The organism is Streptomyces katrae (assembly GCF_000717655.1).
Lineage (GTDB): Bacteria > Actinomycetota > Actinomycetes > Streptomycetales > Streptomycetaceae > Streptomyces > Streptomyces katrae_B.
In genome coordinates, this window is sequence record NZ_JNZY01000002.1 from 206,830 (window position 1) to 221,489 (window position 14,660).

The 14,660-nt window shown below is 71.5% G+C and carries 12 protein-coding genes and 1 pseudogene; 8 read left to right on the plus strand and 5 right to left on the minus strand.

Features of this window, described 5'->3' with window-relative positions; genetic code table 11:
• Positions 1–24 precede the first annotated feature (24 nt).
• Positions 25–582 carry a hypothetical protein gene (locus IF09_RS0103160; RefSeq protein WP_030291614.1) on the plus strand — a complete coding sequence of 186 codons (558 nt, stop codon included), beginning with the start codon at positions 25–27 and terminating at the stop codon, positions 580–582.
• A pseudogene (locus IF09_RS42545) lies at positions 504–1,316 on the plus strand (amidohydrolase family protein). The gene IF09_RS0103160 and the pseudogene IF09_RS42545 overlap by 79 nt, the downstream one beginning before the upstream one ends.
• Before the next feature lie 61 nt (positions 1,317–1,377).
• Here IF09_RS42545 and IF09_RS0103170 read toward each other — a convergent pair.
• The 4 genes from IF09_RS0103170 to IF09_RS0103185 all read right to left on the minus strand — a co-directional run bounded on the left by IF09_RS0103170 (position 1,378) and on the right by IF09_RS0103185 (position 6,114).
• The gene (locus tag IF09_RS0103170; protein WP_030291618.1) at positions 1,378–2,274 is read right to left on the minus strand and encodes an immunity 49 family protein; all 897 of its coding nucleotides are present in this window, start codon (positions 2,272–2,274) and stop codon (positions 1,378–1,380) included.
• A gap of 164 nt (positions 2,275–2,438) precedes the next feature.
• A complete protein-coding gene (locus IF09_RS0103175; RefSeq protein ID WP_051832054.1) occupies positions 2,439–3,332 on the minus strand; it encodes a phosphatase PAP2 family protein in 894 nt (297 codons plus the stop codon).
• A 68-nt stretch (positions 3,333–3,400) separates the two neighbouring features.
• The gene (locus IF09_RS0103180) at positions 3,401–4,447 is read right to left on the minus strand and encodes a LacI family DNA-binding transcriptional regulator (protein WP_030291622.1); all 1,047 of its coding nucleotides are present in this window, start codon (positions 4,445–4,447) and stop codon (positions 3,401–3,403) included.
• A gap of 26 nt (positions 4,448–4,473) precedes the next feature.
• Positions 4,474–6,114 (minus strand): glycoside hydrolase family 13 protein, encoded by a 1,641-nt coding sequence (locus tag IF09_RS0103185; RefSeq protein WP_030291623.1) that lies wholly within the window; start codon positions 6,112–6,114, stop codon positions 4,474–4,476.
• Positions 6,115–6,336: 222 nt separating this feature from the next.
• On the opposite strand from IF09_RS0103185, the gene IF09_RS0103190 reads away from it, so the two are divergent.
• The 5 genes from IF09_RS0103190 (at position 6,337) to IF09_RS0103210 (ending at position 12,261) form a co-directional block, all read left to right on the plus strand.
• Positions 6,337–7,611, plus strand: coding sequence for an extracellular solute-binding protein (locus IF09_RS0103190; RefSeq protein ID WP_030291624.1), 1,275 nt, complete (start codon positions 6,337–6,339; stop codon positions 7,609–7,611).
• An 8-nt stretch (positions 7,612–7,619) separates the two neighbouring features.
• Positions 7,620–8,648 (plus strand): carbohydrate ABC transporter permease, encoded by a 1,029-nt coding sequence (locus IF09_RS0103195; protein WP_030291626.1) that lies wholly within the window; start codon positions 7,620–7,622, stop codon positions 8,646–8,648.
• A gap of 2 nt (positions 8,649–8,650) precedes the next feature.
• On the plus strand, positions 8,651–9,547 hold the full coding sequence (locus tag IF09_RS0103200; protein ID WP_030291628.1) for a sugar ABC transporter permease: 897 nt from the start codon (positions 8,651–8,653) through the stop codon (positions 9,545–9,547).
• Between the two features lie 75 nt (positions 9,548–9,622).
• Positions 9,623–11,257, plus strand: a complete 1,635-nt coding sequence (locus IF09_RS0103205; protein ID WP_030291630.1) for a glycoside hydrolase family 13 protein — start codon at positions 9,623–9,625, stop codon at positions 11,255–11,257.
• Entirely contained in the window at positions 11,245–12,261 is a 1,017-nt protein-coding gene (locus IF09_RS0103210; protein WP_234320877.1) for a LacI family DNA-binding transcriptional regulator, read from the plus strand. Before IF09_RS0103205 ends, IF09_RS0103210 begins: the two co-directional genes overlap by 13 nt.
• 309 nt (positions 12,262–12,570) lie before the next feature.
• Here the strand turns inward: IF09_RS0103210 and IF09_RS45440 are convergent, their stop codons facing one another.
• Positions 12,571–12,771 (minus strand): hypothetical protein, encoded by a 201-nt coding sequence (locus tag IF09_RS45440; protein WP_158709902.1) that lies wholly within the window; start codon positions 12,769–12,771, stop codon positions 12,571–12,573.
• A gap of 101 nt (positions 12,772–12,872) precedes the next feature.
• Between IF09_RS45440 and IF09_RS0103215 the strand changes: the two genes are divergently transcribed.
• Positions 12,873–14,579 carry a carbohydrate-binding module family 20 domain-containing protein gene (locus tag IF09_RS0103215; protein ID WP_030291634.1) on the plus strand — a complete coding sequence of 569 codons (1,707 nt, stop codon included), beginning with the start codon at positions 12,873–12,875 and terminating at the stop codon, positions 14,577–14,579.
• Positions 14,580–14,660: the final 81 nt, after the last annotated feature.

Sequence of the window (14,660 nt, forward strand, 5' to 3'; positions counted from 1 at the left end):
CCGCACCCGTACGCGCCCCGCAGAGTGCGGGCGTACGCCACGAAGGCGGCACCCGCCGGCCTCTCCCTGTACCTCGCCGGGCTCGCCCAGACCGCCCTCGGCGCCGTCGTCGTCCTCGGTTTCGCGCTGGCCGGGGCCGGCCCGTACCAGCAGCTGCTGCCCTGGGTGAACATGCCCGGCATGATCGGCCTCATGGCGCTGATGCTGCTCGCCGCGATCGCCGTACCCGTCTGCTTCCGGCGCACCGCGCACACCGAGGGCCCGTGGCGGAACGTGGACGCGCCCGTCGCCGCCGCCGTGCTGCTCGCCGTGGCGATCGTGGTGGTCGTCTCCAAGGCCGGCCTGTTCACCATGGCGTCCGCCGTCGACACCGTCCTCGTCGCCCTCGTTCCCGCCGTGTTCCTGGCCGGGCCCGGGCTCGCCCGGCGCGTCGAGAGCCGCAGCCCCGAGATCCACGCCCGATTCGCCGCCGAGCCCACCGAAGCCTCTGAAGGAGGAGAGCCGTGCCCGCTGCCGACACCGTCCTCACCGGAGCCCGCGTCCGCATCCTCGACCCCGGCCGCCCCGGGGCCCGCGGGGTAGCGGCCCGCGGCGGCGAGATCCTCGTCGTCGGCGACGAGGCCGACGTACGCGACTGGCGCGGCCCCGCCACCGAGGTGGTCGACCTCGGCGGCGCCACCCTCACCCCCGGCCTGACCGACGCCCACAGCCACCCCGTCTGGGATCGAGCACGCCGCGATGGCCCTCGTCGGCGCCCTCGCCCCGAAGCCCTCGTCCGCCGAGCGGCGCAGCCGCCTCACCGCCCTGCTCGGCGACATGGCCGCCACCGGCCTCACCGGCGCCCACGTCCTGGACCTGGGTGACGGAGACGTACCGGCCCTGCTCGCCGGCGTCGAGTACGAGGACCCGGGCCGACCACAGCGACGAGTGGTCGAAGTGGCTGGGTGCGGCGCGCGCGGCCCGGGCCTGGCGCTGCCAGGGGCCTGCGGGACGCCGGGGCCGTGCTCGCCCTGGGCTCGGACTGGCCCATCGCCCACCACGACGCCCGCCGGGTCCTGGCCACCGCCCGCAGCCCGCTCGGCGCGGCCGCCGCAGGGCCAGCGCTGACCGGGCTGATGGCCCTGGAGGGCATGACCTCGCACGCCGCGGTCGCGGCCGGGGAGCAGCAGGTGGCGGGCCGGATCGCGGCCGGCTTCCGGGCGGACCTGACGGCCTTCGCGCTCGACCCGGCGGACACCGCCCCGGACGAGCTGGCCCAGGCCCCGATCCGGCTCACGATGTCGGGCGGCCGGATCACCCACAGCGGGGTCTGGTGAGGCCCCCCTTGCGCAAGGAACGGCCGGGGGCGAAGGCCGGGGCCGGGCGGTCGCCGGGCGCTCAGGCGTGCAGCAGGCTCTGCGGGAGGTACGCGGAGGTGACGCCGAGCCGCCAGCCGTGGACCTGGACGGCGAGCGCCGTCACGGCGATCGTGCCGGCGGGGAACAGGGTGCGGGGGGCCGCGTCGGGGCGTGCGCCCTCGCGGAGGCCGGCGAGGTTCCCGGCCAGGGCGCGTTCGAAGGCGGGCTGGTCGTCGTCGAGCAGGACGCGCAGCAGCCGCTGGTCCGGCGTGAGCACGCCGAGGCCGTCCAGCCGGCGGGCTGCCTCCGCGCGCTCGGCGGCGTCCGGCTTGCACAGGGTGGCGTCCGGCCAGTCCCGCGGCAGGTGCCCGGCCGCAGGAGTGAGGTAGAGGCACAGCGCGTCCATCTCGGCGAGCTCGGCCGGGTCGGAGTGCGAGTCGAGCGGGGAGTAGGGCACGCCGTCGTGGAGGGCGGGCGCGAAGTCATTGCGCAGCAGCAGCCCGATGACGCGGTCCCGCTCCCGCACGGTCCCGCTGACCACGCACAACGCGAAGGCGTCCAGCCAGGTCCGGGCGGTGGGCGCCTGGTCGACGGCGTCGCCGAAGGAGATGTCCATGCTGCTGAGCTCCTCATGGAGCAGGGGGAACGGCACCTCGAAGTCGCCGTCGGGGAAGCAGCCGAGGGAGAGCTCCCCGAGGGCGCATTCGGCGGCCGTCCGCAGCGCACGGCGTACGACGGCTCCGGTCAGCTCGGGGTCCGTCTGGGTCTGCGCGCCGACGTGGTCGAGGAGGTCGTCGCGGGTCTCGTGGAGCCCCTTCAGGGACAGCAGCCCCCTGTACCGCAGCCCGTGCCAGTGGTCGTAGACCCGTCCGGTGACGTCCTCCAGTGCCTGGGATATCCGGTGCCCGCTGACCTCGTGCCGCATCACGTCCTGCACGCCGCCGCCTCCTTGATCGTTTCACCTTGCGACGCGCACGCTAACAACACCCACTGACACCGCCCCCGGAGGGCGGGGGCGCGGGCGGGCTGCGGCCCGTACGTGGGGGACCGGTTACGGTGCGGGGGAGCGGGCCGGGCCTGCCGGCAGGGGCGCCGGACCGGTCAGCGGTCGGCGCGGAAGCGGTTCAGGACGGCCGCCGTCGCCGGGTGCGGTCCCGCGTCCTCGGGCTCACGCGGCAGCCGGTGCGGCAGCGAGCCGTACCAGCTGCGCGAGACGGTGTAGCCGAACGCCAGGCAGAGCATGCCGCCCACGGCGTCCAGCCAGAAGTGGTTGGCGGTGGCCACGATCACCACGAGGGTGGCCGTCGGGTAGAGCAGGCCCAGGATCCGGGCCCAGGGGGCGGAGGCGACGGCGAAGATCGTCAGCCCGCACCAGAGCGACCACCCTATGTGCATGGAGGGCATGGCGGCGTACTGGTTCGACATGTGCTTGAGGTTGCCGGAGGCCATGGAGCCCCAGGTGTGGTGGACCAGCACGGTGTCGACGAAGTTCTGCCCGTTCATCAGCCGGGGCGGCGCGAGCGGGAAGAAGTAGTAGCCGACCAGGGCGACGCCCGTCGTCGCGAAGAGGACCAGGCGCGTGGCCGCGTAGCGCCCCGGATGGAAGCGGTAGATCCAGACCAGGACGCCGATGGTCACGATGAAGTGGAGCGTGGCGTAGTAGTAGTTCATGCCGACGATCAGCCACGTCACCGAGTTCACGGCGTGGTTGACCGACTGCTCCACCGCGATCCCGAGGGTGCGCTCGAGGTCCCACAGCCAGTCGGCGTTCGCGAGGGCGTCCGCCTTCTGCTCGGGCACCGCGTTGCGGATGAGCGAGTACGTCCAGTAACTGACCCCGATGAGCAGGATCTCGAACCAGATCCGGGGCCGGCGCGGGGCTCGCAACCGGGACATATGGGTGCGCTGACCGCCCGGACGAGTTTCGCTCTCGGTCACGTGGGGTGACGAGGCTTCCGTCCGGGTTTCCAGTGTCTTTACGCTCGATTCACCCATGGGGAAAGAGTCTGCCAGATGCGTTCTCGCCTTCGATCATCCCTCGGGAGGGTCTGCGGCGCAGCTGCTCACCCCTGGGGACGAGAGGGTCCCCTACGTTGCTGCGGACCGGAGGCGGTGGATCCGCGGACGACCAGTTCGGGCAGGAACACGAACTCGCTGTGCGGGGCCGGCGTACCGCCGATCTCCTCCAGGAGCGTGCGGACCGCCGCCTGCCCCATGGCCTGCACGGGCTGCCGGATGGTGGTGAGCGGCGGATCGGTGAACGCTATGAGAGGGGAGTCGTCGAAGCCGACGACCGAGACGTCCTGCGGCACCCGCAGTCCCTGCTGCCGGGCCGCCCGGATCGCCCCGAGCGCCATCATGTCGCTCGCGCACACGATGGCGGTGCAGCCGCGCGCGATCAGCGCGGCCGCGGCGGCCTGCCCGCCCTCCAGTGTGTAGAGGGAGTGCTGGATGAGCTCCTCGACCTCGGCCTCGTCGAGGCCGAGCCGCTCCTTCATCCCGAGCCGGAAGCCCTCGATCTTGCGCAGGACGGGCACGAACCGCTTGGGTCCGACCGCGAGCCCGATCCGGGTGTGCCCGAGCGCGGTCAGGTGGGTCACGGCGAGCTGCATCGCGGCGCGGTCGTCGGGGGAGACGAAGGGGGCCTGCACCTTGTCGGAGAACCCGTTGATGAGGACGTACGGGACGCCCTGCCCGCGGAGTTGGTCGTAGCGGCCCATGTCGGCCGTGGTGTCGGCGTGCAGCCCGGAGACGAAGATGATGCCGGAGACCCCGCGGTCGACCAGCATCTCGGTGAGCTCGTCCTCGGTGGACCCGCCGGGCGTCTGCGTGGCCAGCACCGGCGTGTACCCCTGCCGGGTCAGGGCCTGGCCGATGACCTGGGCGAGCGCCGGGAAGATGGGGTTGTCCAGCTCGGGGGTTATCAGGCCGACGAGCCCCGCGCTGCGCTGGCGCAGTTTCACGGGACGCTCGTAGCCGAGCACGTCGAGCGCGGCCAGCACGGACTCGCGGGTGCCTGCGGCCACACCGGGCTTGCCGTTGAGCACGCGGCTGACTGTGGCTTCGCTGACCCCCGCCTGGGCTGCGATGTCGGCTAGCCGTGCGGTCACGGGATTGGACTGTACCGGTCCCCGGCTCACAACGCCCACCACGTGCACGAATCCGCGGGCAGCAGCACGGTCCGGCCGTCCGTCTCGACCGGAGCGCTGGAGAGTACGGGGCGTCCCGGCGAAGGCAGTTCGAGCGGCTCGGAACGGCTGTTGAGGGTGCACGCGAAGCCGGGCCGGGTGAAGAGGAGGACGCCCGCGGGGGCGGGAAGCCAGGTCAGCGGGCCCGCGTCGGGGGAGCCGAGGCCGGGCAGTGCGCGGCGCAGCTCCAGGGCGGCGCGGTACAGCTCGAGGGTGGAGTGCGGGTCGCCGGTCTGGGCGGCGACGCTCAGCGGGGCCCAGTCCGCGGGCTGCGGGAGCCAGCTGCCGGCCGGGCCGAAACCGTACGGGGGCTGCTCGCCGGACCAGGGCAGCGGGATCCGGCAGCCGTCGCGCAGTCCGTCCTGCCCGGCGGTGCGCAGGAAGGCGGGGTCCTGGCGCACGGCGTCGGGGAGGTCGTCGACCTCGGGCAGGCCGAGCTCCTCGCCCTGGTAGAGGTACGCGGAGCCGGGCAGGGCGAGCATCAGCAGTGCGGCGGCCCGGGCCCGGGCCAGGCCCTGTGCGCCGCCGCCGTAGCGGGTGACGTGGCGTACGACGTCGTGGTTGGACAGCACCCAGGTGGTGGGGGCGCCGACGGAGGCGGTGGCGGCCAGGGACTCGTCGATCACGGTCCGCATCGCCCGGGCGTCCCACGGGCAGTTCAGGAAGCGGAAGTTGAAGGCCTGGTGCAGCTCGTCGGGCCGGACGTACAGGGCGAGCCGCTCGGAGGTCGGCGCCCAGGCCTCGGCGACGCCGATGCGCGGGCCCGGGTAGGAGTCGAGCAGCCGCCGCCAGGAGCGGTGGATCTCGTGCACGCCGTCCTGATCGAAGAAGGGGAGCGGCTCGGTGCCGATCAGGGTGGCCTGGGCGCCGCGGCCGATGTCGGGCAGACCGGAGGCCTTGACCATGCCGTGGGCCACGTCGATGCGGAAGCCGTCGACGCCGAGGTCGAGCCAGAAGCGCAGGACGGAGGCGAACTCCTCCGCGACCTCGGGGTGCTCCCAGTTCAGGTCGGGCTGCTCGGGGGCGAAGAGGTGCAGGTACCAGGCGCCGTCCGCGGTCCGGGTCCAGGCGGGACCGCCGAAGACGGACTCCCAGTCGTTGGGCGGGAGCTCCCCGTGGGGTCCGCGTCCGGTGCGGAAGTGGTAGCGGGCCCGGGCCCGGGCCCCGGCCGGGCTCCCCGGCCGGGCGGCGAGGGCCTCCCGGAACCAGACGTGCCGGTCGGAGGTGTGGTTGGGGACCACGTCCACGATGACCCGCAGGCCCAGCGCGTGGGCGGCCCGGACGAGCTCGTCGGCGTCGGAGAGGTCCCCGAAGAGCGGGTCGACGGCCCGGTAGTCGGCGACGTCGTAGCCGCCGTCCGCCTGCGGGGAGACGTAGAAGGGGGTGAGCCAGAGGGCGTCGACCCCGAGCCGGGCCAGGTGGGGCAGGCGCGTGCGCACCCCGCGGAGGTCGCCGATGCCGTCGCCGTCGCTGTCCGCGAAGGACCGGACGTACACCTGGTAGATGACGGCATCGCGCCACCAGCCGACGCTTTCGGTCGTCTTGCTGGAAGCGCTTGCAAGCCGGGATGCGGTCAGCTCATGGGTCATACCGGTGTCAACGCGGGTACATGCCCCCTGGTTGCGGGCCTGATGACCCGAAGGAAGTTCGAACAACCAGCAAGCCGCGGCAACCGTCAGGACACACGGATGTAACGATCAGCCGCGCTTGCAGAAAATTGCCGCAAGCTCTTTCGGTCGGCTTTCAGGCTTGTTACGTTCCCTGCAACTCGGGACCGCGAGGGAGCGGCCGGGATCATCGAAGGAGTTCATATGCGGCGTGGCATAGCGGCCACCGCGCTGGTCGCGACCCTGGCGCTCGCGGCGACGGCTTGCGGTGGGGACGACAAGGACGCGGCCGGCGAGGCCAAGGCGGGCGGCGAGCTTTCCGGCACGGTCACGTGGTGGGACACCTCGAACGACGCCGAGAAGGCAAGCTTCCAGAAGATCGCCGAGGCGTTCACCGCGAAGCACCCGAAGGTCACCGTCAAGTACGTCAACGTCCCGTACGGCGACGCACAGAACAAGGTCAAGAACGCCTTCAGCAGCGGTTCCGAAGCCCCTGACGTGATCCGCGCGGACGTCGGCTGGGTCGCCGACTTCGCGTCCCTCGGCTACCTCGACGAGGTCCCGGCCGAGACGGCCAAGAAGGTCGACGCCGAGTTCCTGCCGCAGGCCGCGGCCAGCGGCAAGTACGAGGGCAAGACCTACGCGGTCCCGCAGGTCATCGACACCCTCGGCCTCTTCTACAACAAGAAGATGCTCGCGGACGCCGGCGTCCAGCCCCCCAAGACGCTGGAAGAGGTGAAGACGGCCGCCGCCGCCATCAAGGCGAAGACCGGCAAGGCCGGCCTCTACCTTCGCGGCGACGACTCCTACTGGTTCCTCCCCCTCATCTACGGCGAGGGCGGCGACCTGGTCGACGCGAAGAACAAGACGGTCACCGTCGACAACGCGGCGGGCGTCAAGGCGTTCAAGACCGCCCGCGACCTGGTCACCTCCGGCGCGGCGATCACCAACGCCACCGACGGCTGGGTCAACATGCAGACCGCCTTCAAGTCGGGCGAAGCCGCGATGATGATCAACGGTCCGTGGGCCGTCGCCGACACCTACGCCGGCGACCAGTTCAAGGACAAGGCCAACCTCGGCGTCGCCGCCGTCCCGGCCGGCTCCGCCAAGGCCGGCGCCCCGCAGGGCGGCCACGACCTCGCCGTGTACGCCGGTTCCAAGAACCGTGCCGCCTCGCACGCCTTCGTCGAGTACATGACCTCGCAGGACGTGCAGGTGCAGTCCACCAAGGAGCTCAGCCTGCTCCCGACGCGGACCGCCGCCTACGAGCAGCCCGACGTCAAGTCCAGCGAGATGGTCCAGTTCTTCAAGCCGGCGGTGGACAAGGCCGTCGAGCGCGCCTGGATCCCGGAGAACGGCTCCCTCTTCGAGCCGCTGAAGGTCGAGTACACCAAGGCGATCACCGGGGCCTCGAGCCCGGAGGACGCGGCCAAGGCGGCCGGCGTCGAGTTCCGCAAGATCCTCAAGGGCTGGAAGTAGAAAAGACAATGGCTGCTCACACCAGCCAGTCGGTGGCGAAGGCCGCGGGCAGCGACGGGGAGGACACCGTCGCCGCCCGCGGCCGGAGCCGCAGGACTGACAGCGCGAAGCGCGGTGGACTGGGGCGCGCCCTGGCCACCCACTGGTACGCCTGGGCCATGGTCGCCCCGGTGGTGCTCGTCCTCGGCGTGATCATCGGCTGGCCGCTCGTCCGCGGCATCTACCTGTCGCTGACCGACGCCAACGAGCGCAATGTCGCCCGTACGATCGGCGCCAACCACATCGAGGCCACGTACGAGTTCGTCGGCCTCGACAACTACGCGGACGTCCTGGCCGACCCGGTGTTCCTGCAGCGGCTGGTGTGGACGGTGATGTGGACCGTCCTGTGCGTGTCGATCACGTTCACGCTCGGACTGGCCCTGGCCAACATGCTCAACCGGGACTTCCGGGGCCGCGCCGCCTACCGGATGGCGCTCATCCTGCCCTGGGCGGTCCCCGGCTTCGTCTCCGTCTTCGCCTGGCGGTTCCTCTTCAACCGCGACAGCGGCATCCTCAACAAGATCCTCGACGGTGGCGGCATCTCCGCGATCCCGTGGCTCGACGACCCGACGTGGGCGAAGTTCTCCGTCGTCGCCGTCAACGTCTGGCTCGGCGTCCCCTTCATGATGGTCGCCCTGCTCGGCGGGCTGCAGTCGATCCCCGGCGAGCTGTACGAGGCCGCCGAGATGGACGGCGCCACGGCCTGGCAGCGGTTCCGGCACATCACCCTGCCCGGGCTGCGCACGGTGAGCATGACCGTGATCCTGCTCTCCACCATCTGGACCTTCAACATGTTCCCGGTGATCTTCCTGCTGACGCGGGGCGGACCGGGCGACTCCACCGAGATCCTGGTGACCCAGGCCTTCCGCGAGGCCTTCGTGGCCAGCCCGCGCGACTTCGCGGGCTCTGCGACCTGGGGCGTGCTCATCCTCGCCCTGCTCATGATCTTCGCGCTGGTCTACCGGCGCTCGCTGCGCAAGCAGGGAGAGGTGTGGTGACCATGACGACCGACACCGTGACCACCGGGACCGCGACAACCGACACCGCGGCGGCCGACGTTTCCGTGCGCAAGCGGGGCGAGCGTTCGCCGCTCGCCTCCGCCGGGCTGCACGCCACCCTGATCGTCGCGTCCGTGATCGCCGTCTTCCCGGTGCTGTGGGTCCTGCTGACCTCGATCAAGCCCGCTAAGCACGCCATCTCCACGGACTTCGTGAAGGAACCGACCTTCGACAACTACCGCTACCTGGTGGAGTCGACCTCCTTCTTCACCTGGTTCGGCAACTCCGTGCTCGTCGCCGGCATCACCACCGTCCTCGGTGTGTTCATCGCCGCCACGACGGGCTACGCGGTCAGCCGGTTCAAGTTCCCCGGCATGAAGCCGCTGATGTGGACCCTGCTCATCACGCAGATGTTCCCGATGGCGATCCTCATCGTCCCGCTCTACAACCTCATGGGAGAGCTGGGGCTGCTCAACCAGCCGCTCGGCCTGATCATCACGTACCTCACCATCGCGGTGCCGTTCTGTGCCTGGATGATGAAGGGCTTCTTCGACACCATCCCGGTCGAGATCGACGAATCCGGCCGCGTCGACGGGCTCAACCCCTTCGGCACCTTCTGGCGCCTCATCCTCCCGCTGGCCAAGCCCGGCCTCGCCGTCACCGGCTTCTACTCGTTCATCACCGCCTGGGGCGAAGTCGCGTACGCCTCCGCCTTCATGGTCGGCGACGAACACCTCACCCTCGCCGGGGGCCTGCAGACCTTCGTCACGCAGTACACCTCCAACTGGGGTGCGATGAGTGCCGCTTCGGTCCTCATCGCCATCCCCGCGGCCATCTTCTTCCTCTTCGCCCAGCGTCACCTCGTCGCCGGGATGACGGCAGGCGCGACCAAGGGCTGACGCCCCTCCCGCGACCCAGGGCTGACCCCCCTGCCTGCCCCCTCTCACCCCCGGCCCGATCTCTCCAAGGACGACATGACCCAGCACCTCGCCGACGCACTGACTTCGGACAGTGGCCTTCCCACCACCACCGGCACCCGGCCCGGCTGGTGGAGAGAAGCGGTGATCTACCAGGTCTATCCGCGCAGCTTCGCCGACTCCAACGGGGACGGCATGGGGGACCTCGAAGGCATCCGCAGCCGACTGCCCTACCTCAAGGAACTGGGCGTCGACGCCGTCTGGCTCAGCCCGTTCTACGCCTCCCCGCAGGCCGACGCCGGCTACGACGTCGCCGACTACCGGGCCATCGACCCCATGTTCGGCACCCTGCACGACGCCGACGCCGTGATCCGCGAAGCGCATGAGCTGGGCCTGCGGATCATCGTGGACCTCGTCCCGAACCACTGCTCCGACCAGCACGAATGGTTCAAGCAGGCCCTGCGGGAAGGCCCCGGCTCCCCGCTGCGCGAGCGCTTCCACTTCCGTCCGGGGCGGGGGGAGGGCGGTGTGGAGCCGCCCAACGACTGGGAATCCATCTTCGGCGGGCCGGCGTGGACGCGCGTGGCGGACGGCGAGTGGTACCTGCACCTCTTCGCTCCCGAGCAGCCCGACTTCAACTGGGAGCACCCTGCGGTGCAGGACGAGTTCCGCTCCGTGCTCCGGTTCTGGCTCGACCTGGGGGTCGACGGCTTCCGCATCGACGTCGCCCACGGGCTCGTCAAGGCCCCAGGCCTGCCCGACCTCGGGCGCGACGAGCAGCTCAAGCTGCTCGGCAACCAGGTGCTGCCCTTCTTCGACCAGGACGGCGTCCACGAGATCTACCGCGCCTGGCGCAAGGTCCTCGACGAATACGCGGGGGATCGCATCGGCGTCGCCGAGGCCTGGACCCCCAGCAACGACCGCACCGCCCTCTACGTGCGCCACGACGAGCTGCACCAGGCGTTCAACTTCCACTACCTGACCACGGGCTGGGACGCGGACGCGCTGCGCGCCACCATCGACGACTCGCTCGACGCGATGCGCCCCGTCGGCGCCCCCAGCACGTGGGTGCTCTCCAACCACGACGTGGTCCGGCACGCCACCCGCTTCGCCGACGGCGATCCGGCACTCGGCCTGCGCCGGGCGCGGGCCGCCGCGCTGCTGATGCTGGCGCTGCCCGGCTCGGCGTACGTCTACCAGGGCGAGGAGCTCGGCCTGCCGGAGGTGACCGACCTTCCGGACGAGGTGCGCCAGGACCCCTCCTTCTTCAAGGAGAACGGCCAGGACGGGCTGCGCGACGGCTGCCGCGTGCCGATCCCGTGGTCGGGCGAGCAGGCCCCGTACGGCTTCGGCGACGGCGGCAGCTGGCTGCCCCAGCCGGCCGAGTGGGCCGGCCTGAGCGTCGCGGCCCAGACGGGCGACCCGGCCTCGACGCTGGAGCTGTACCGGTCGGCGCTGCGGATCCGCCGGGAGCGTTCCGACCTGGGCGCGGGCGACGCGGTGGAGTGGCTGGAGACGCCGGAGGCCGCGGAGGGCGTGCTGGCGTTCCGGCGCGGGGACTTCGTCTGCACGGTCAACACGACGGGCGAGCCGGTGCGGATGCCCGCGCCGGGGACGGTGCTGCTGGCCAGCGGGGACCTCGCGGAGCCGGACGTGCTGCCCGCCGACACGGCGGTGTGGTGGCAGGGGTGACCTCCCCGCTCCGGCTGACGGACATCGCCGCGCAGGCCCAGGTCAGCGAGGCGACGGTCAGCCGTGTGCTCAACGGCAAGGCGGGCGTGGCGGCCGGCACCCGGCACAAGGTGCTGGCCGCCATGGACCTGCTCGGCTACGAGCGGCCCGTGCGGCTGCGGCGGCGCAGCAACGGGCTGGTGGGGCTCCTGATCCCGGAGCTCACCAACCCCATCTTTCCGGCGTTCGCGCAGGTCATAGAGCAGGCGCTGGCGGGTCACGGGTACACGCCGGTGCTGTGCACGCAGACGCCGGGCGGGGCCACCGAGGACGAGCTGGTGGAACAGCTCGAGGAGCGCGGGGTCACGGGGATCGTCTTCCTGTCCGGCCTGCACGCGGACTCGACGCTGGACCCGTCCCGCTACCAGCGGCTGTCGTCGAGGGGCGTCCCCTTCGTCCTGATCAACGGCTTCAACGAGCACGTGAACGCCCCGTTCATCTCCCCGGACGACCGGGCGGCGGCGGACATGGCCGTACGTCACCTCGCGGACCTGGGGCACCGGCGGATCGGCCTGGCGATAGGGCCGACGCGCTATGTCCCGTCGGCCCGCAAGGAGGCGGGGTTCGTCGCCGCCGTGCCGGATGCGGAGTCGGAGGGGCTCATCCAGCGCACGCTGTTCACGGTGGAGGGCGGCCACGCGGCGGGCGGAGCCCTGCTGGACCGCGGCTGCACCGGCATCGTGTGCGGCAGCGACCCGATGGCGCTCGGCGTGATCCGCGCGGTGCGTGAGCGGGGGCTGCGGGTGCCGGAGGACGTGTCGGTGGTCGGCTTCGACGACTCGCCGCTGATCGCCTTCACGGACCCGCCGCTGACGACGATCCGCCAGCCGGTCCGCGCGATGGCGACCGCGGCGGTCGGAGCCCTCCTGGAGGCGGTCGGCGGCACCCCGGTCCAGCGCACGGAGTACGTGTTCCAACCGGAACTGGTGGTCCGGGGCTCCACGGGGCAGGGGCCGGGGGGGTAGACGGGCGGCGTCGGAGTGGGTCCGGGGGCTTCCCGGCAGTCCACTGTCCTTCCGGTGCGGTCCGGGCCGTCAAGGGCGCTCTCTTCGTTCGCGTCGCTTCGCGATGGCCTGCGGCCACCCTTGACCGCCCGGCCCACCCCGGAGTGCCAACAGACCGCCGGGAAGCCCCCGAAGGAATGGCCAGGGGGTTCGGATACCGATGAGAGCTCGTCGGAGATGCCGCTCGGGAGCCCCGGTCATCCGCAGCCGGCCCAGCGGAACCACCCTCCCTCCCCCGTGATAGCCCCCGCCGTCGTACGGCCGGGGGCGCTACGCCATGGCCTTGCCTATGCCTCCCAGGGGCTGCGTGGCGCGCTGGGAGATCTGCCAGAGCCGGCTCTCACGGTTGTTGACGTAGAGCGCCTGGCCGGCCCGCCTGCTGTCACCTGCGCTTGCCTGACCCGGCCCATGGACGTGCGGGGCGGCCGGTCCCGGCTCCTGCGCGACCCGGCTGTCCGGCAGGACACGCACCGGAAACAATTCTGCAATCTCTTGCGCAAACTCTTGCAGGGCTCCTACCTGGCCCCTACGGTCGCTGCAATCCCCACCTCTTCCGCCAGGAGGCCCCCCGCATGCCTGCCAGAGCCGTCAGAGCTGCAACTCTTTTCGCCACGACTGCACTCGCCGCCGCCGCCCTCACCGGCCCGGCACCGCAGGCCGTTGCCGCGGCACCCGGCGACAAGGACGTCACGGCCGTGCTGTTCGAGTGGCGCTTCGAGTCCGTCGCCAAGGCCTGCACCGATGCGCTCGGGCCCGCCGGGTACGGGTACGTCCAGGTCTCGCCGCCACAGGAGCACATCCAGGGCTCGCAGTGGTGGACCTCGTACCAGCCCGTCAGCTACAAGATCGCCGGGCGGCTCGGGGACCGGGCCGCGTTCAAGGCCATGGTCGACACCTGCCACGCCGCCGGGGTGAAGGTCGTCGCCGACTCCGTGATCAACCACATGGCCGCCGGCGACGGTGTGGGGACCGGCGGATCGTCGTACACGAAGTACGGCTATCCCGGCATCTACTCCGGCTCCGACATGGACGACTGCCGAGCGACCATCTCCAACTACCAGGACCGGGCCAACGTCCAGAACTGCGAGCTCGTGCAGCTGGCCGATCTGGACACGGGCGAGGGCTACGTACGCGGGCGGATCGCCGCGTACCTGAACGACCTGCTGTCGCTGGGCGTCGACGGCTTCCGGATCGACGCCGCCAAGCACATGCCCGCCGCCGACCTGGCCGACATCAAGTCCCGGCTGACCAACCCGGGCGTGTACTGGAAGCAGGAGGCGATCTACGGGGCCGGTGAGGCCGTCTCGCCCTCCGAGTACCTCGGCAACGGCGACGTACAGGAGTTCCGTTACGCCCGGGATCTCAAGCGGGTCTTCCAGAACGAGAGCCTCGCCCACCTGAAGAACTTCGGCGAGGCCTGGGGGTACACGGCCGGTTCCCAGTCCGCCGTCTTCGTCGACAACCACGACACCGAGCGGGTCGGCGACACCCTCACCTACAAGGACGGCTCCGCCTACACCCTCGCGAGCGTCTTCATGCTGGCCTGGCCGTACGGGTCCCCCGACGTCCACTCCGGCTACGAGTGGACCGACAAGGACGCCGGTCCGCCGAACGGCGGCACGGTGAACGCCTGTTACACCGACGGGTGGAAGTGCCAGCACGCCTGGCGGGAGATCTCCTCCATGGTCGGCTTCCGCAACGCGGCCCGCGGCCAGGCGGTCACCAATTGGTGGGACAACGGCGGTGACCAGATCGCCTTCGGGCGCGGAGCCAAGGCGTACGTCGCCCTCAACCACGAGGGCGCGGCCCTCACCCGGACCTTCCAGAGCTCGCTCCCGGCCGGCGACTACTGCGACGTGCAGAGCGGCCGCACGGTGAACGTGAACTCCGCCGGGCAGTTCACCGCCACCCTCGGGGCCGGTACCGCCCTCGCCCTGCACGTGAACGCCCGTACCTGCAGCGGCGGGACGACTCCGCCGTCGGCGGCAGCGGGCGCCTCGTTCGCCGTCAACGCCACCACCGCCCTCGGGCAGAACATCTACGTCACCGGGGACCGCGCCGAGCTCGGCGGCTGGAACACCGGCAGCGCCCTCAAGCTCGACCCGGCGGCCTACCCCGTCTGGAAGCTCGACGTGTCGCTCCCGGCCGGGACCGCGTTCTCGTACAAGTACCTCCGCAAGGACGCCGCCGGGAACGTCACCTGGGAGAGCGGGGCCAACCGCGCCGCCACCGTCCCGGCGAGCGGCAAGGTCGTGCTGAACGACACCTGGCGCAACTGAACCCCTCCCTCCGCAGACCAGGGCCGCCCGGCACCCGGAACCTCCCCCGGCCATCCGCCCGGGCGGCCCTCATCCACGTGC

Coding starts and splice junctions, on each gene's coding strand:
- IF09_RS0103175 (WP_051832054.1), bottom strand. CDS start 3,332: ATGGGTGAATCGAGCGTAAAGACACTGGAAACCCGGACGGAAGCCTCG.
- IF09_RS0103185 (WP_030291623.1), bottom strand. CDS start 6,114: ATGACCCATGAGCTGACCGCATCCCGGCTTGCAAGCGCTTCCAGCAAG.
- IF09_RS0103190 (WP_030291624.1), top strand. CDS start 6,337: ATGCGGCGTGGCATAGCGGCCACCGCGCTGGTCGCGACCCTGGCGCTC.
- IF09_RS0103195 (WP_030291626.1), top strand. CDS start 7,620: ATGGCTGCTCACACCAGCCAGTCGGTGGCGAAGGCCGCGGGCAGCGAC.
- IF09_RS0103200 (WP_030291628.1), top strand. CDS start 8,651: ATGACGACCGACACCGTGACCACCGGGACCGCGACAACCGACACCGCG.
- IF09_RS0103205 (WP_030291630.1), top strand. CDS start 9,623: ATGACCCAGCACCTCGCCGACGCACTGACTTCGGACAGTGGCCTTCCC.
- IF09_RS0103215 (WP_030291634.1), top strand. CDS start 12,873: ATGCCTGCCAGAGCCGTCAGAGCTGCAACTCTTTTCGCCACGACTGCA.